Raw genomic sequence first — 16256 nt, 5'->3', positions numbered from 1 at the left:
GGAACGCACATTATCTTTGTTGCATGATTTTGCTTGTTTATGTACATTTATGCATGATTTGTGTGTGGGTCGAATCAACAAACATGCTGAATGGACAACTATCAGTGGCTCGGTGCGGATCGTGCAGCGCTGAATGACATGCGTAACTGAGGATGACGAAATGAGCGAGCGTGGAACGGGGCATGCGGCAGTGGACACGGTGATCTTCGATCTCGGTGGCGTCCTGATCGACTGGAATCCGCGCTATCTGTATCGCCAGTTGTTCGATGACGAGCAGGCGATGGAACAGTTCCTGGCCGAGGTGTGCAATTCGCCGTGGAACGAGCAACAGGACGCCGGGCGCCCGTGGGATGAGGCCACCCGGTTGCTTAGCGCGGAGTTCCCCGAACACGCGGCGCTGATCGCTGCCTACCGCGCGCGCTGGGACGAGATGCTGCGCGGCCCGCTGCACGACAGCCTGGCGATACTCCATGAGCTGCGTGCGCGCGGCATGCGCCTGTACGCCTTGACCAACTGGTCGCATGAGACCTTTCCGCTGGCCTTCGAGCGCTACCCATTCCTGCAGGTATTCGAGGGTATCGTGGTGTCCGGGGCGGAGCGGATGATCAAGCCTGATCCGGCGATCTTCCACTTACTGTTGAACCGTTACGGCGTTCAAGCGGAGCGCGCCGTCTTTATCGACGATGCTCCGCGCAATGTGGCTGCGGCGGCGAAGCTCGGCATGCACGCGCTGCAATTCCGCGATGCCGCGACATTGCGCGCCGAACTGGTTGCGCTGGGCTTGCTCGAAGCCGCATCGCCGGAGGCACGCCAGCATGGCTAAGGTGAATCCCGGCGAGATGCTGCCGCAGGAGCGCCAGCAATGGATACTCGATCGACTGCGTCAGCGCGGTCGCGTGGTAGCGGTGGAGCTGGCGATGGAATTCGCGGTGTCCGAGGATTCGGTTCGGCGCGATCTGCGCGAGCTGGCCGCACTAGGTCTGTGCAAGCGCGTATACGGTGGTGCGCTGCCATTGTCCGCTGCGGTGGCGCCGCTCAAGCAGCGGCGCCAGGAACATGCCGGTCGCAAGCTGGTATTGGCACGCAAGGCGGTGACCCTGGTGCGGCAGGGGCAGGTGCTGCTGATCGATGCCGGCTCGACCAATGCGGCGATCGCTGCTGCGTTGCCGCAGGATTTCGGGCTGACCGTGGTGACCAATGCACCGGACATCGCACAGATCCTGCTGGAGCGCGAAGGCTTCGAAATTTTGCTGATCGGCGGCCGGATCGATGCGCGGATTGGTGCTGCCATCGGCGCGCAGGCGGTGTACGAGATCCAGCGGGTACGCGCCGATCTGTGCTTTCCCGGTGCCTGCGCGGTCGATGCGATCGGAGGGCTATGGGGTTTCGACAGCGAGGAAGCGTTGCTGAAGCGGGCGATGGTGGAGGCCAGCGGTGAGGTCGTTGTCGTCGCCACCAGCGACAAACTCGGTACCGTGGCAACGCATCGGGTAGCCGGTATCGAGGAAGTGCAGCATCTGGTGGTCGAGCACGATGTCGGCCGTGTGCTGCGTGCAACATTCAGCGCGCATGGTCTGACGGTGCATCGGGCTGAGGCGGCAGCGGCATGAGGTAGGACATAAGCCTGATAGGCCAGCCTGCGGCCAATGAAAAACCCCATGCCGGAACTCCGGCATGGGGTTTGGTGTAACACGGACAAGCGGTTGACGCAGTGCTTACTACTGCCGCTCCCATACCTGGCTGCGGCCCAGCAGAGCGAAGCCAATGTAGCCATGCACGTCGAGCTTCTGGCCGCCATCGGTGAGCGTGAGCTTCACCTTGTAGATCTTGCCACTCTTGGGGTCGAGGATCTTGCCGCCGTCCCACACGTCGTCGTCCTTGCTGACACCCCACATGATGGTCATGCCGATGATCGGCTGATTCTTGTTGTCGCCATTGCATTGCGTGCACTTCGGAGGATTGCCGTCACGGGCAATGTCCTCCGGCGTCGCATTCATCACCTGCAGCACCTTGCCCTGCAGTTTGCCGTTGTCTTCGGTGATCTGGATGATCGAGGTGGGTTTGTGCGTTGCGTCGTCCACTTGTTTCCACGTCCCCACGGGGGAGTCGTTGGCGGCAAATGCAGCGCTGGCGCCCAGCAGCAGGCTGGCGGCGATGGCGAGTCGGAGCAGTGACTTCATGATGACCTCCCGTACGAAAGCGTATGGATGGAGCCTGCCGGGGCCTGCCGGAAGCGTCAAGCTGCATTGCGCCATGCATTTCACCGGCGGCGGACCGAGGTCAGTCGATGCCATGATGCCGGCTGGCATAATAGGCAGTCCCCACATTACGCGAGTCTTCATGACACAGGCGAACGAAGCCCTGGTCCGCCGCATTCTCGGCGAGCTGATCGACACTCATACCGGTGCGCCGCTGGCGGCAGCGGTGCGCGCGGTCGGCGTAGATGGGGGAAGGGTGTCGGTGGACATCCAGCTGGGTTATCCGGCTGCCGGTGTGATCGCGAGCCTGACTGGCCGCGTGCAGCAGGCCCTGGAAAGCGACCCGGCGATCGAATCGGCCGCTGTCTCGATTACCAGCCGCGTCCACGTGCACAAGGTGCAGGGCACGCTGGGACCGCTGCCGAACGTGAAGAACATCATCGTGGTGGCCTCCGGCAAGGGTGGTGTGGGCAAGTCCACGGTGTCGGCGAACCTGGCGCTGGCGTTGCAGGCCGAGGGCGCGAAGGTCGGTGTGCTGGATGCCGACATCTATGGCCCCAGCCAGCCGCGTATGCTGGGTGTCAGCGGCAAGCCGGAATCGCCGGATGGCAAGAGCATCATCCCAATGCAGGCACATGGGTTGTCGGTGATGTCGATCGGCTTCCTGGTGGAAGAGGACACGCCGATGATCTGGCGTGGCCCGATGGTGACGCAGGCGATGATGCAGTTGCTCACCGACACGCGCTGGGAGCAATTGGACTATCTGATTGTCGATCTGCCGCCAGGCACCGGCGACATCCAGCTCACGCTATCGCAGAAAGTGCCGGTGGCTGGCGCGGTAATCGTCACCACACCGCAGGACATCGCCTTGCTGGATGCGCGCAAGGCGCTGAAGATGTTCGAGAAGGTCGAAGTGCCGGTACTCGGCATCGTGGAGAATATGGCCACCCACATCTGCTCGAACTGCGGTCACGAGGAACACATCTTCGGTGAGGGCGGTGGCGAGCGGATGGCGACACAATATGAAGTGCCGTATCTGGGTTCATTGCCGCTGGATATCCGTATCCGCGAGCAGGCCGATGGCGGTACGCCCACCGTGGTGGCGATACCGGATTCTGATTTGACGGCTCGTTACCGCGAGATTGCACGCAATGCCGCCGGGCGGTTGTCGTGCCAGCCACGCAACAAATCGCTGGGGCTGGGCAAGATCGTGGTGCAGGGCGCGCCTGCTGCATGACGCGGCGACGCGTGCTGTGCCTGTCGGGCAGCCTGCGCCGGATCTCGGCGAATACGGCGGTGCTGGAGGCAGCACGGCAACTGGCGCCTGACACGCTCGAACTCGAACTGTATGCCGGTCTTGGCAGCTTGCCGCTGTTCAATCCGGATGACGAAGTCGAGCCGTTGCCGGCCACGGTACAGGCGTTGCGGAGTGCGGTGGGTCGCAGCGATGCGTTGCTGATCGCCTGTCCCGAATACGCGCACGGTGTGCCCGGTGCGTTCAAGAACCTGCTCGACTGGCTGGTTGGCAGCCTGGAGTTTCCGGGCCGGCCGGTGGCGCTGCTGAATACCTCTGGCCGTGGCTCGTTTCATGCGCAGGCCGCCTTGCGCGAAATCCTGGGCACCATGTCAGCAGCGTTGTTGGAATCAGCCTGCATGACGGTGCCTTTGGCGGGCACGGGCTGTGAGGTCGGGGCGATCCTGGGCAACCAGGCGCGCTGCGCCGAATTGCGTGGCGTACTGGCGGCGCTTGCCGCGGAACTGTCCATCGCGTGATGCCGGGGCAGGTTGCGTGACCCGCGCCGTGGTATTTTGGGCATCTTTGGCCGGGCTCCCACCCAGCCGCAGCCCGCTTTGAGACTGGAGATCGCGTGAGCATCAAATCCGACAAGTGGATCCGTCGCATGGCCGAGAGCCACGGCATGATCGAGCCGTTCGAGGCTGGCCAGGTCAAGCTCCGCGATGGCCAGAAACTGGTGTCCTATGGCACCTCCAGCTACGGCTACGACGTGCGCTGTGCGCGCGAGTTCAAGATCTTCACCAACATCAACTCGACCATCGTCGATCCGAAGGCGTTCGACCCGTCCAGCTTCGTCGACGTCGAGGCGGATGTGTGCATCATCCCGCCGAACTCGTTCGCGCTGGCGCGTACGGTCGAATATTTCCGGATTCCGCGCCAGGTGCTCACGATCTGCCTCGGCAAAAGTACTTACGCGCGCTGCGGCATCATCGTTAACGTGACGCCGCTGGAGCCGGAGTGGGAAGGCCATGTGACGCTGGAGTTCTCCAATACCACGCCGCTGCCCGCAAAAATCTACGCCAACGAAGGTGTGGCGCAGATGCTTTTCCTCGAATCCGACGAGGAATGCGAGACCAGCTACAAGGATCGCGGCGGCAAATACCAGGGCCAGCAGGGCGTAACCCTGCCGCGAACCTGAGCGGAATCCGCCTGTCCAAGGCATATTGCTGAACAGTCGGCATCTGCCAGCGCTGCCCACATGGCGATCCGGAGTTACACTTCCCCATGATTATCGATCCAACTGTTTGACCTCCAGGAGACCTGCATGATCCGTTTTTCCACATGGCTGACGCGTGCCACCGCCGCGATCATGCTGGGCAGCACGCTGCTGCTTGCCGGTTGCCACTTCGGTGGCACCAAGGGAGTCACCACGGCTTCGATGCAGGGGCAATTCGACGCCACCATCCAGGCCTACAAGGAAGGCCAGTTCGTGGTTGACGGCGCCGTGCTGTCGGCGGTCGATCTCGGCAGTCACTTCGCCTACCTGAAGGATCAGGGCAAGTTGCCCAAGACCGTGCTGCTCGAGAACGGCGACGATTCGAAGATCCGCAAACTGCACCTGCAGTACATGGCTCGCCTGCAGCTCGACTATGGGTTCCGTACGTATTACGACAACAAGGGCGAGCTGACCGAAATCAACCCGCAGGACACCAAGGCGCGGGCGCTTGAGGATCATCACGAAAGGGCACCGACGGCAGCTCCGCCGGAACAGGATCACATGCCCTCTGCTACCGGCACTCAGTACTGATCCTGGCAGAGCCGAACGCACTGTTTCCATCCAAAGCCCGCGGAGCGATTCGCGGGCTTTTTCATGGGCAACCAGGACAGTTGTCAGCGAGTAGCAATACTCTCAGTCGAGCTTGCCGGCACCGAGCTTGTCGTCCAGCGGCGTGGCAATCGCCGTGCGCAACGCAATCTCCAGGCCTCGCACCACATCAGCCAGTGCCATGCTGGCGAGGCCATGACGCTTTGCTGCCTGTGCCGGCAGGTACGGAATGTGGATGAAGCCGGCGCGCATACCACGCCGCTTCGCCGCCAGATGCAGCATGGCGTAGGCGATGTGGTTGCATACGTAGGTGCCTGCGCTGTTCGATATCTCGGCCGGTACGCCATGCGCCTGCAGTGCTGCCAGCATCGCCTTGATCGGCAGTGTGCTGAAGTAGGCCGCCGGTCCACCCGCGATCACCGGCTCGTCCACCGGCTGCGCGCCGGCGTTGTCGGGGATGCGGGCGTCCTGGACATTGATCGCCACCCGTTCGATCGACAACTGCTGGCGGCCACCGGCCTGGCCGACGCCAAGCAGGATCGCGGGTGCCATCTCACGCACCGCTGCCTTGAGCTCGTGCAGTGAACGTGCAAACTCCGTTGGCAACTGCTGCGCAACGATCAGGTGGCCACCAAGGCGCTTGCCGTGCAGCGCGCGCACGGCTTCCCACGACGGGTTGACGCTTTCGCCGCCGAACGGATCGAAACCAGTCAGCAGGATGCGTGGCAGGGATGAACTCATGGTTGCCTCGTCATTGAATTCAGCGGAACACGAAGAGCCACATCAGCAGGAACGTGGTGGCCAGGATCGCCAGCGCGCTCCATGCCTGCGCGCGGATCACCCCATAGGGGCTGCGCAATTCCAGCAGCGCTGCGGGCACCAGGTTGAAGTCGGCGGCCATCGGTGTCAGCAGGGTGCCACAGTAGCCGCACAGCATGCCCATCGAACCGAGTATCGCCGGGTGCGCGCCATGCTGCTGGACCAGCAGCGGCAGGCCAATGCCGGCCATCATCACCGGAAACGCCGCGAACGCATTGCCCATGATCACGGTAAACAGGACCATGCCCAGTGCGAAGGCGAGCAGGCAGGCGAAGGCGCTGCCGGCGGGTAGAAACGTGCTTGCCAGCGCAGCAATCGCCGCGCCCACGCCGCTCTGCGTGAATACCTCACCCAGCGCCGCCAGCAAAAGCGGCAGCAGCGCCGCCCAGCCTATGGCGTCAAGCAGGCGCCGACCTTCGGCCACACCGTCGAGCAGTGGCACACGGGTCACCTTCGCCGCCGCGAACAGGGCGACCAGGCAGGCCAGCGCCAATCCGGTCAGGGTCATCTGCGCTGCCGCGAACACGTGATGGCCAGCGATCGCCAGGTGCGCGCCGAACAGCGCCACCAGCAGGGTCACCAGTGGAATCATCAGGGCAGGCACGAATAGTTTGTGGCCGAGCCGGATCGCTGATTGCAGGCGTTGTTCGGCACTCCTGCTCTCGACGTGTGCATGCCGATGCAGGCGCGGCGCCAGCAACGCCAGTGCGATCACCCCGGCGCCGGCGAGTTGCGCTGGCAGCGCGTTGCCGACGGCCTGTTGCGCCAACACGTAGTCGCCGGCACCAAACAGTACGCCCAGCACCAGCCAGAATGCTGCGTGCCAGCCATGTCGTTCGCGCAGATTGCGCAGGCCGGTATAGAGCAGGAAGGCGGCGATCAGCCAATAGGCATATTCGATGCGCAGCATACTCAACCTGCCGATTCGGTACGCGTAAGGGCGTTTGCGGCGCGACGCTGCAGCCGACGCTGGTACAGCCAGATGCGCACGGACTGGATGACGAACGCCGCGATGGCCGTGGGCAATGCCCACAGCGCGATCGACAGCGGGGTCAGCTCGATGCCGTGTTGCGAGTAGAAAGCCTGGATCAGCAACACCGCGCCGAGCGCAATGAACACGTCCTCACCGAAGAAGCGGCCGATGTTGTCGGTGGCGGCGGCGATCGCGCGCAGCTCGTCGCGGTCCGCATCGTCCAGCGTGGGCAGGATCTTTTCCACCGCCGCTTCACCCATCGGCGCGAGCAGTGGCCGCACCGTCTGTGCGGGGCCCGCCACGCCAGTGAGGCCGAGCGTGGCCAGCAGTTGTCGCAGCAGCAGGTAGCCGATCAGCAATCGTGCCAGGGTCAGTCCGTGCATGCGGCCCATCCAGCGTTGCGCGTGTTCGCGCAGGCCTGCACGTTCCAGCAGACCAATCACCGGTAGCGTCAGCAAGAAGATCAGCAGCATGCGGCTGGAGACGAAGCTCTTGCCAAGCAGGGCGAGCAAGGCGGGTACCGTGAAACCGGCCAGCAGGGCGCTGCTGATCGCTGCGGTGACCACCACCAATACCGGATTGAAGCGCAGCAGAAAGCCGATCACGATCACCGCGACGCCCAGCAGGGGCCAGTAATTCATGGGTGGTCACCGTCGCGTCGTGGTGAGGGCATCATGTTGCGCCCGGCGCGGCGATCTGCAAGCCCGCTGCTTCGAGCTCGCTGCGCAGCTTGCGCGCCAGCTGCACGGCATGGGAGCCGTCGCCGTGCAGGCATAGTGTGTCGGCATGCAACTGCACGCGTTGGCGATCCAGCGTGTGCACCACGCCGTCGCGGGCAATCCCGAGCGCCTGCGCCAGGGCCTGATCGATATCCTCGATCACAGCACCGTTTTCGCGGCGCGGCTGCAACGAGCCGTCGGCACGATAGCGACGATCGACGAAGGCCTCGGCGGCCACGGGCAAGCCAATCGCGCGACCGGCCTCGACCAGGGCCGAGCCGGCCAGGCCGAACAGACGCAGCTGCGGATCGAAGTCGCGTGTGGCACGGGCGATCGCATCAGCAAGCACGCGATCGCGCGCGGCCATGTTGTACAGCGCACCGTGTGGTTTGACATGGGTCAGTCGGCCGCCGGCCGCGCAGGTGAACGCGTGCAGCGCGCCTATCTGGTACAGCGTCAGCGCATACGCCTCGGCTGGCGTGACACTCATTTCGCGGCGGCCGAAACCTTGCAGGTCAGGCAGTGATACGTGCGCGCCGATCGCTACGCCGTGCGCTACCGCATGCGCCACCGTGTGACGCATGATTTCCGGGTCACCGGCATGGAAGCCGCAAGCGATGTTCGCCGAACTGAGCAGGGCCAGCAGCGCGTCGTCGTCGCCCATGCGCCAGGCGCCAAACGATTCACCGAGATCACCGTTAAGATCGATGCGGTTCATGTGGGTTGTCTCAATCACCTGTGTTCCAGTCGTTGTGCGATCGTGCCGAGCAGGCGTGTCAGCCGCTGCCGACGTGCAGCCAGCCGCATCAACGCCTCGTCCAGCGTGGTTTCGCGGAAGCATACGGTATTGCCCGGGCGTCGTTGCGCCAGTCCTGGCAGATCCACTGCGGCGATCTGGCCGATCCGCGGGTAGCCGCCGGTCACCGGCGCCTCGGCCAGCAGGGCGATCGGTTGACCGGACGGTGGCAATTGCACGGTGCCAGGCAGCGCTGCCTCGGAGATCAACTCCAGCGGTGCCCGCAATTTCAGCGTATGGCCGTCCAGACGGCTGGCGGTACGGTTGCTGTCCTTGCTCAGAGAAAATTTTCCTCCGAACAGGAGTTGCTGCGACGCTGTATCCAGCTGCGCCCAGTGGCTACCGCGCAGCAGCGCCAACGGGCGCTGGGCGAAGTCGAACCAGGGCTGCGGATCGAGGCTCCAGCCCAGCGGCTGCACGTCGTTGCCAGCGGGTGAGCCGGGCAACGGTGCAGTAGCGCCAATCGGCAACACGTCGCCGCTGCACAGCGCACGGCCGTGTGCGTAGCCGATGCGCGCATGCAGGTCGCTGCTGCGGCTGCCAAGCAGCGCTTCTACGTGGAAGCCGCCGCGCACCGCGAGATAGCTGCGGCAGCCGCTGGCCATGCCACCGAGATGCAGCACGCTGCCGGCAGGCAAGTGGCAGGTGGTCCACATCGGCATGCTGTGTTCACCGACGCGGGCGGTGATCGGTGCGCCGGTCAGCGCAATCACCGCAGCCTGTTCGAAACGCAGACTCGGGCCAGTCAGGGTGCATTCGATCGCGGCCTCGCCACCGGCATTTCCAACCAGCGCATTGGCCAGCTGCCATGCGGATGGATCCATCGCGCCGGTACGACCCACGCCGAGCGCAGCATGACCAGGGCGCCCGGCATCCTGCAGGCTGCTCAGCAAACCGGGTTTGATGACGGTCACATTCATGCCGGATTGGCCGCTGCCAGGTCGTGGAACTGGCCTTCGTCGATCGCCTGGAAGCGCACGCGATCGCCTGGCGCGAACAGCGATGGCGTGTTTGCCGTGATGTCGAACAGGCGCAACGGCGTACGTCCGATCAGTTGCCAGCCGCCCGGCAGAACCTCCGGATAGATGCCGGTCTGGCTGCCGCCGATCGCCACACTGCCAGCCGGCACGCGTTGGCGCGGGTCGGTGCGACGCGGTACCGCCAGTTGCGGATCGAGTCCGAGCAGATAGGGGAAGCCTGGCGCGAAGCCAAGCATCGCCACGCGGTAGTCGGCAGCAGTGTGACGGGCAATCACGGTGTCCGTGTCGAGACGGCAAAGTGCGGCAACCTCGGCCAGATCCGGCCCGTACTCGCCGCCATAGCAAACCGGGATCACCAGGTCTTGCACTGCGGCGATAGTTGAAGAAGTTTCGTCCAGAGCTGCGCCAGCGGCAGCCTGTATTTGTTCATGTGGGTTGTCGCCGGGCCAGTGCTGCAGGTCGAAGCGCAACAGTACGCTGGCATAGGCGGGTACACATTCCAGTTGTGGCAGACGCTGGCGCAGACGGGCAGTCGCTGCTTGCACCTGTGCATTGAGCTCGATGTCGATGCGCTCGCCGAAACGTAGCAGCAGTGCATCCTCGGCCAGCGCTTCGAACTTGATGGTCGGCGGCATCAAGGTGTTATCCGGCAGCGTTGGCGAGTACCTGCCGCAGCGCATCCAGTCGTGCAGTCAGACTGGCTTCGACATACGGCTGCGCGGAACCGTAACCCCACACCGGGCCAGGCCACGCCGGATCACCTTCACAGCGTGCGATGACGTGCACATGCAACTGGCGCACGATATTGCCGAGCGCGCCTAGGTTGAGCTTGTCGCACGGGGTGACTGCACGCAGGGCTGTCGAGGCGCGATTCACTTCCTGCCATAGCTGCGCCTGCTCGTCGGCGGACAGATCCGTGATCTCCACCAGTCCAGCACGGCGTGGCACCAACACCAGCCAGGCGTAACGTGCATCGTTCATCAGTCGCACATCGCACAGCGCGAGCGATGCGATCAGCCGCGTATCCGTGTCCAGCCGGGCGTCGAGCACGAAATCGGGCTTGCTCATGCGCCAGCCAGGTATTTGTCGAAGAACGCCAGGGTGCGCTGCAAGGCGAGCTTTGCGCTGGCCTCGTCGTAGCTGGCACCGACATCACGGTTGAAACCGTGATCGGCCGGATAGGTGAACGTCTCCATCTGAGGCAGTGCCTCGCGATGCTTGGCCACCATCTCGGGTGTGATGTGCTGGTCCTTCTCGCCGAAGTGGAACATCACCGGAGCCTTCGGTGTTTCATGCAGGAACGGCAGGTTGCGCGCGCCGTAGTAGCTCACCGAGGGCAGGCCCAGGCGCAGCGCGGCCAGCAGCGCCACGGTACCGCCCCAGCAGTAGCCGACGGTGCCGATCTTGCCCGCCGACGCGATTGCCTCGGCTGCACTGGCGACGTCCTCCACGGCGTGTTCCAGCCCCAGTTCGGTAACAAGCTGCTTGCCCCTGGCGTAACCGGCCTCGTCGTAGCCCAACTCCACGCCGGTTTCCAGATGGTCGAAGAATGCCGGCGCGATCGCGGTATAGCCGTGCTCGGCGAAGCGGTCGACCACGCTGCGCATGTGCGCGTTGACGCCGAAGATCTCCTGGATCACCACGATGCCGCCCTTCGATTTGCCCTGCGGTTGGGCTAGATACGCGCCGATGCACTGGGTGCGGGTGGTGGGTAGGTTGATCTGCTGGCCCATGGCTGGATGCTCGCGGTTTCGAAGCTGTGATCTTAGCTGCCACGGCATAGCTCGCGCGCTCGCGTATAATCACCTGTTTTCGCGCACGTTTTCACGGTAACTACGCTTATGTCCCAGGCTGCACACAAGATCGGTTTCGTCAGCCTCGGCTGCCCCAAGGCGTTGGTCGATTCCGAACGCATCCTCACCCAGCTGAAGGTCGAGGGTTACCAGATCGTACCCAGCTACGGCGAAGCGGACGCGGTGGTGGTGAACACCTGCGGCTTCATCGACGCGGCGGTGCAGGAGTCGCTGGATTCGATCGGCACCGCCCTGCACGAGAACGGCAAGGTGATTGTCACCGGCTGCCTCGGCAAGCGCGAGGCGCTGATCCGCGAGGCGTATCCGGACGTGCTGTCGATCAGCGGCCCGCAGGACTACGTCAGCGTGATGAACGCGGTGCATACCGCGTTGCCGCCGCAGCGCAACCGCTTTCTCGACATCGTGCCGGACACCGGCGTCAAGCTGACTCCGAAGCACTACGCCTATCTGAAGATTTCCGAAGGCTGCAATCACCGTTGCAGTTTCTGCATCATTCCGTCGATGCGCGGCAACCTGGTCTCGCGCCCGGTCGACGAAGTACTGCTGGAAGCCGAGCGCTTGGTCAGGGGTGGCGTCAAGGAACTGCTGGTGATCTCGCAGGACACCAGCGCCTACGGCGTGGACCTGAAATACGCCGAGCGCCAGTGGCGCGACAAGAGCTACCGCACGCGCATGACCGAGCTGTGCGAAGGCCTGTCCGAGCTGGGCGTTTGGTCGCGCCTGCACTACGTCTACCCGTACCCGCACGTGGACGAGATCATGCCGCTGATGGCGGCCGGCAAGTTGTTGCCGTACCTCGACATCCCGTTCCAGCACGCCAGCCCGCGCATCCTCAAGCTGATGAAGCGCCCGGGCAATATCGACAAGACCCTGGAGCGCATCCAGAACTGGCGCAAGCTCGTGCCGGACCTGACCATCCGCAGCACCTTCATCGTCGGCTTCCCCGGCGAGACCGATGCCGAGTTCGAGGAACTGCTCGACTTCCTGCGCGAAGCCGAGCTCGATCGCGTCGGTGCGTTTGCCTATTCGCCGGTCGATGGCGCCAAGGCGAACGAGCTGCCTGATCCGGTCTCCGAGGAACTGAAGGAAGATCGCCTGGAACAGTTCATGGCGGTGCAGGCGGAAATTTCCGCGGCGAAATTGCAACGCAAGATCGGTCGCACGATCAAGGTGCTGGTCGACGAAGTGACGACGGATGGTGCGGTCGCGCGTTCGGCGGCAGATGCCCCGGAGATCGATGGCACGGTGCTGATCGCCGATGGCCACAAGCTCAAGCCAGGCCAGTTCGCCGAGGTCCTGGTAGTGGGCGCCAGCGAGCACGACCTGCACGCGCGCCTCGCCGGCTGAGCACATGCGCTACCACGCGCCGTCGCGCGAGGCAGTCGAGCCGACGGTGTTCGAACGGCTACCGCTGGCGGCATGGCGCGAGTACGCCGCGTTGCTTCAAGGCCATGCGTGGCCTTCGATCGAACAGCTCAACAGTTATCTGCCCAAAGGGGCGCGGCATCGCTTCGTGGCGCAGACACTGGCGTTGCTGGCCGATGGCTTGCACTACGAGCAGCGCATTGCCGAACGTGGCGAGATCGCCACCCGCGAAGGCAACTGGCATGACCTGCTCAACGCGCTGGTGTGGTTACGCTACCCCATATTGAAACTGGCGTTGAACCAGCGCCAGATGGCAGAGATCGTGCGGATGGGGCCGAAGCTTCGTTCGCGCCCGCAATACGCGATGACCCACTTCGATGAGGCAGGCGTGATCGTCACGCTGCAAGATCCTGCGTTGCTGGCACTGTGGGATGCCCATGACTGGCATGGCTTGTTCTGGCGCCAGCGGCATGCGTGGCTCGACGGTTCGATCCAACTGGAGCTGTTTGGCCACGCGTTGCTGGAGCATGCGTTGAATCCGGACAAGCTGCTGGTGGGCAAGGCAGTCGTGTTCCAGGCAGCGGGTAATGCCGATGTCAGGCAACTGAGTACCCGTTGCACCGAAGCGATTGTCGGTGGCCGGTTGCTGTGCGATCCACTGGAGTTGCGGCCGTTGCCGCTGGCGGGCATTCCGGGTTGGCACGTCGGCAATGTTGATGAATCGTTTCATCTTGCGACTGCCTGCTATCAGCCACGGCGTGCCGGCCGCGAATATCCGCCGGCTCTTCCCTGAGCCTTGCTCCTGCCCGCGATCGCGGCTATATACGTGGGGACAGGGCGCGGTGCAGGGGAGTCAGGTCATTGAACATCGCCACGTATCGGCTGCGCCGCCGTCGGCTGGGTTGCGCACGCCCGGTCCATTTCGCCATGAAGTGGCTGATCCTTGCCTTGTTGATCGCCGCCGGCAGCGCAACAGCTGCGAGCGACATGGCGCCACTGACTCCTATCCGTTTCGGCATCCTGCCGATCGGCAGCGCATCCGAGTCGCTGGAGCAATGGCGGCTGCTGCTGGAGGAGCTGCAGAAGCGGCTGGGCCATCCGGTGACTACGGTGTCGGTGAGCAGCTACACCGGCCTCTCCGAGGCCATCGGCGCACAGCAGGTGGATATCGCGTTTCTCTCAGGCACGCTCGCCGTGGAGGCGGTGACACATCAGCACATGCAGGTGTTTGCCCAGTTCGTACGCAGCGATGGTGCCAGGGGCAATATCGGCATGCTGGTGGTGCGCGGCGACAGCCCCATACACGGCCTCGGCGACTTGCTGGCCAAGCCAGGCCACTGGCGTTACGCCCGCAGCGAACACCTGTCAGTCACTGGTTACATCGTGCCGGAAGCCGATGTGTTTGCGCCGCGCGGTCTCAATTCCGACACCTTTTTTGCCGATGTTCGGGTGGCCGACCATCAGGGCAATCTCCTGTCTGTGGTCAATGGTGAAGTGGATGTGGCCAGCAGTAACAATCCGGACATGGATCTGTTCCGACGCCATTTCCCGAGCGAGGCTGCCCAGCTCAATGTGATCTGGCGTTCGCCGCTGATCCCTTCCGGCGTGCTCGTGGTGCGTGAGGGGTTGGCGGCGCCGCTACGCCGGCAGCTGACCGACTTCATCCTCGCCTATGGCAAGGCGCCCGGGGAGGCCGGGGCACGCGAACGTGCCCAGCTGGCCCGCATCCCCGACCTGGGCGGTTTCGCGCCAGAGAACAACCACGTGCTGCAGCCATTCGTAGATATGCAATATGCGTTGCTGCGGCAACAGGCCGAGCATAGCCAGTGGGTGAGCCTGCAGGCACAGCAAGCGAGGCTGGCGCAGATCGAACGCGATTATCAGCGGGACACGCGAGAGTTGTTGCCGCATCCACCGTGATGTTTCGGCGTGCTTGGAATCATGGGTAGCTCGGGGCTCGACGGGGACGCCGACAGGGTTGATGGCGCGGTCCTGTTTGGCCTATCCCCTTCGGGTAGTGGCAAATCCCGCGCAGGCGCGAGTACGGTTCCGTACCACCAATGGTTCTGCCGCGCAGGGGGCATCCAGATGCAATCGATGATCAGGACGTGCATGTTCCTGGGACTGGCCGGTATGGGGTCTTCGGTGACACCGGCAATGGCTGCGAGTCTGTGTGATGCCGTACCCGCTTCGACGGTGATCGGCGCGCTTGGCCTGCCTGGCCAGCTGATACCCAATGTCGCGGGGTCTGGCTGCGACTACAACATGGGAGAACGCGCGAAGGTGTCTGTTTCTGTGCATATGGATGCAGATACGGGCTGGCTGAAGACCTCGTTCGACGATGGTGTGAAATCGCACGATGGTACCTACACCAAGATCGCCGGCGTCGGTGACGCAGCAACATTGAGAAACGACAAATTCCCCAATTTCCTTCTTCAGACTTTGACATTCCGTGCCAAGGGAAAAATTGTCACTCTGAACATCTCGTCTTATGCGGGCCCATTGCCGAACAGCGCACTGGTCAAGGTCGGGGCCCTGTTTGCTTCCAAAATTTGACGCTTCGACAAGCGACAAACATAAAGGGGCGGCGATGAGGCCTTGCAAAGAGTGTTCGCCATTGATTAATGGTGGTCGCATGTGGATGAGTCAGCGAGTCTGATTGATACGGCCACCCACGATTCATGCGTATTTCAAACATGCCTTGGGCGTGTACGTGCAGCCATCGGGACAGACCATTTTTCGGGCCAGTAAATGCCATGCCGAAGATCCGATCCGCTATAGATTGTCACATCGTGAAATCCGGCATTTTCCATTTCAGTCAAAATGGACCATTCCGAAAATAGACGCATTTCCAGGGTGGTGCCGGGGCCGCCGTGGAATACCAGATCATCAAAATATTGAACTTCTCCCGCGCGAGTCGTGTTTTTCAATCTGAAATGGCCATCTGCCTCTTGTATGGAATAGTTGTGCAATTCGGGGAAATGTTCCAGTGCCGGTTGCGACTCAACGCCTGGATGCGTGAAGGGCACCGAAAAAATGAATACACCATCCGGCTTCAGTAACTTCCTGGTGTTTTCGAAGGCGGTTGAGACAGGTAGCACGATGTGTTCAAAGACGTCTGTGGCGATGACAAAGTCCAGTGACCCCTCCATTGCCGGGTCAATCCGGGTGATGTCGAGGCGTGGTTCCTGATGGTAGAACGTATTGCGAAAACGCAAGTGTCGTGCCAGCCGGTCGGCGTATCCGTTCCAGCAGCTCATGCCAATGCCAACCAGCTCCGGACTTCGTGGAATTTCAGAAATGCGAAGACTGCAGCCGAACAGCTCGGTGGTGAGAATCTGCACGATAGAACGTAGCCGCACGCTGGACCCGCATTTGCTGCAGCTGGGATCGTCACGTGTCAGTTTATGCAGGTCCGCATGATTTTCTCGATCGCATATATTGCAATGAAAGACGATGGGTGCATTTGGTGTATGACGCATGCAAGGTTCCGTCATGTGTGTAATTGCGAGTCAAGGATAAAACCGGTC

At 62.8% G+C, this 16256-nt stretch carries 20 protein-coding genes; 10 read left to right on the top strand and 10 right to left on the bottom strand.

Features of this window, described 5'->3' with window-relative positions:
• Positions 1-160: 160 nt before the first annotated feature.
• Both GSQ75_RS05235 and GSQ75_RS05230 read left to right on the top strand, forming a co-directional pair.
• Entirely contained in the window at positions 161-823 is a 663-nt protein-coding gene (locus GSQ75_RS05235) for an HAD family phosphatase (RefSeq protein ID WP_158753425.1), read from the top strand.
• On the top strand, positions 816-1610 hold the full coding sequence (locus tag GSQ75_RS05230; RefSeq protein ID WP_158753424.1) for a DeoR/GlpR family DNA-binding transcription regulator: 795 nt from the start codon (positions 816-818) through the stop codon (positions 1608-1610). The genes GSQ75_RS05235 and GSQ75_RS05230 overlap by 8 nt, the downstream gene beginning before the upstream one ends.
• Before the next feature lie 108 nt (positions 1611-1718).
• Here GSQ75_RS05230 and GSQ75_RS05225 read toward each other — a convergent pair whose 3' ends face one another.
• Positions 1719-2180, bottom strand: coding sequence for a DUF2147 domain-containing protein (locus tag GSQ75_RS05225; protein ID WP_158753423.1), 462 nt, complete (start codon positions 2178-2180; stop codon positions 1719-1721).
• A gap of 160 nt (positions 2181-2340) precedes the next feature.
• On the opposite strand from GSQ75_RS05225, the gene apbC reads away from it, so the two are divergent.
• The 4 genes from apbC to GSQ75_RS05205 all read left to right on the top strand — a co-directional run bounded on the left by apbC (position 2341) and on the right by GSQ75_RS05205 (position 5242).
• Positions 2341-3435 (top strand): iron-sulfur cluster carrier protein ApbC, encoded by a 1095-nt coding sequence (apbC, locus tag GSQ75_RS05220; RefSeq protein ID WP_158753422.1) that lies wholly within the window; start codon positions 2341-2343, stop codon positions 3433-3435.
• A complete protein-coding gene (locus tag GSQ75_RS05215; protein ID WP_158753421.1) occupies positions 3432-3971 on the top strand; it encodes an NADPH-dependent FMN reductase in 540 nt (179 codons plus the stop codon). The genes apbC and GSQ75_RS05215 overlap by 4 nt, the downstream gene beginning before the upstream one ends.
• A gap of 95 nt (positions 3972-4066) precedes the next feature.
• Positions 4067-4633: a dCTP deaminase gene (gene dcd / locus GSQ75_RS05210; RefSeq protein ID WP_158753420.1), complete on the top strand. Its 567-nt coding sequence runs from the start codon at positions 4067-4069 to the stop codon at positions 4631-4633.
• A gap of 126 nt (positions 4634-4759) precedes the next feature.
• Positions 4760-5242, top strand: coding sequence for a hypothetical protein (locus GSQ75_RS05205; protein WP_254058438.1), 483 nt, complete (start codon positions 4760-4762; stop codon positions 5240-5242).
• A 102-nt stretch (positions 5243-5344) separates the two neighbouring features.
• Here GSQ75_RS05205 and pcp read toward each other — a convergent pair whose 3' ends face one another.
• Genes pcp through GSQ75_RS05165 form a run of 8 tightly spaced genes read right to left on the bottom strand, consistent with a single transcriptional unit; the run spans position 5345 to position 11280 of the window.
• Positions 5345-6001 carry a pyroglutamyl-peptidase I gene (gene pcp / locus GSQ75_RS05200; protein WP_158753419.1) on the bottom strand — a complete coding sequence of 219 codons (657 nt, stop codon included), beginning with the start codon at positions 5999-6001 and terminating at the stop codon, positions 5345-5347.
• 19 nt (positions 6002-6020) lie between these two features.
• Positions 6021-6989, bottom strand: a complete 969-nt coding sequence (locus GSQ75_RS05195; protein WP_158753418.1) for a DUF979 family protein — start codon at positions 6987-6989, stop codon at positions 6021-6023.
• A gap of 2 nt (positions 6990-6991) precedes the next feature.
• Positions 6992-7693, bottom strand: a complete 702-nt coding sequence (locus GSQ75_RS05190) for a DUF969 domain-containing protein (protein WP_158753417.1) — start codon at positions 7691-7693, stop codon at positions 6992-6994.
• A gap of 31 nt (positions 7694-7724) precedes the next feature.
• The gene (locus tag GSQ75_RS05185; protein ID WP_158753416.1) at positions 7725-8489 is read right to left on the bottom strand and encodes a 5-oxoprolinase subunit PxpA; all 765 of its coding nucleotides are present in this window, start codon (positions 8487-8489) and stop codon (positions 7725-7727) included.
• 14 nt (positions 8490-8503) lie between these two features.
• The gene (locus tag GSQ75_RS05180; RefSeq protein ID WP_158753415.1) at positions 8504-9487 is read right to left on the bottom strand and encodes a biotin-dependent carboxyltransferase family protein; all 984 of its coding nucleotides are present in this window, start codon (positions 9485-9487) and stop codon (positions 8504-8506) included.
• Positions 9484-10182: a 5-oxoprolinase subunit PxpB gene (gene pxpB, locus GSQ75_RS05175; protein WP_158753414.1), complete on the bottom strand. Its 699-nt coding sequence runs from the start codon at positions 10180-10182 to the stop codon at positions 9484-9486. The genes GSQ75_RS05180 and pxpB overlap by 4 nt, the downstream gene beginning before the upstream one ends.
• A gap of 7 nt (positions 10183-10189) precedes the next feature.
• Positions 10190-10615, bottom strand: a complete 426-nt coding sequence (locus tag GSQ75_RS05170) for an HIT family protein (protein ID WP_158753413.1) — start codon at positions 10613-10615, stop codon at positions 10190-10192.
• On the bottom strand, positions 10612-11280 hold the full coding sequence (locus GSQ75_RS05165; protein WP_158753412.1) for a dienelactone hydrolase family protein: 669 nt from the start codon (positions 11278-11280) through the stop codon (positions 10612-10614). The genes GSQ75_RS05170 and GSQ75_RS05165 overlap by 4 nt, the downstream gene beginning before the upstream one ends.
• 108 nt (positions 11281-11388) lie before the next feature.
• Between GSQ75_RS05165 and rimO the strand changes: the two genes are divergently transcribed.
• The 4 genes from rimO to GSQ75_RS05145 all read left to right on the top strand — a co-directional run bounded on the left by rimO (position 11389) and on the right by GSQ75_RS05145 (position 15282).
• On the top strand, positions 11389-12708 hold the full coding sequence (gene rimO / locus GSQ75_RS05160; protein ID WP_158753411.1) for a 30S ribosomal protein S12 methylthiotransferase RimO: 1320 nt from the start codon (positions 11389-11391) through the stop codon (positions 12706-12708).
• Positions 12709-12712: 4 nt separating this feature from the next.
• Positions 12713-13519, top strand: coding sequence for a DUF3025 domain-containing protein (locus tag GSQ75_RS05155; RefSeq protein ID WP_158753410.1), 807 nt, complete (start codon positions 12713-12715; stop codon positions 13517-13519).
• 68 nt (positions 13520-13587) lie between these two features.
• A complete protein-coding gene (gene phnD, locus GSQ75_RS05150; RefSeq protein ID WP_254058437.1) occupies positions 13588-14646 on the top strand; it encodes a phosphate/phosphite/phosphonate ABC transporter substrate-binding protein in 1059 nt (352 codons plus the stop codon).
• 192 nt (positions 14647-14838) lie between these two features.
• Entirely contained in the window at positions 14839-15282 is a 444-nt protein-coding gene (locus GSQ75_RS05145; RefSeq protein ID WP_158753409.1) for a hypothetical protein, read from the top strand.
• A gap of 134 nt (positions 15283-15416) precedes the next feature.
• On the opposite strand, the gene GSQ75_RS05140 is transcribed toward GSQ75_RS05145, so the two are convergent.
• Positions 15417-16208, bottom strand: a complete 792-nt coding sequence (locus tag GSQ75_RS05140) for a class I SAM-dependent methyltransferase (RefSeq protein ID WP_158753408.1) — start codon at positions 16206-16208, stop codon at positions 15417-15419.
• Between the last annotated feature and the right edge of the window lie 48 nt (positions 16209-16256).

The sequence above is a fragment of the Dyella sp. S184 genome (assembly GCF_009766065.1).
Lineage (GTDB): Bacteria > Pseudomonadota > Gammaproteobacteria > Xanthomonadales > Rhodanobacteraceae > Rhodanobacter.
Note: the sequence above shows the minus strand (reverse complement) of the source record. Positions and strands in the feature narration are given on the sequence as shown.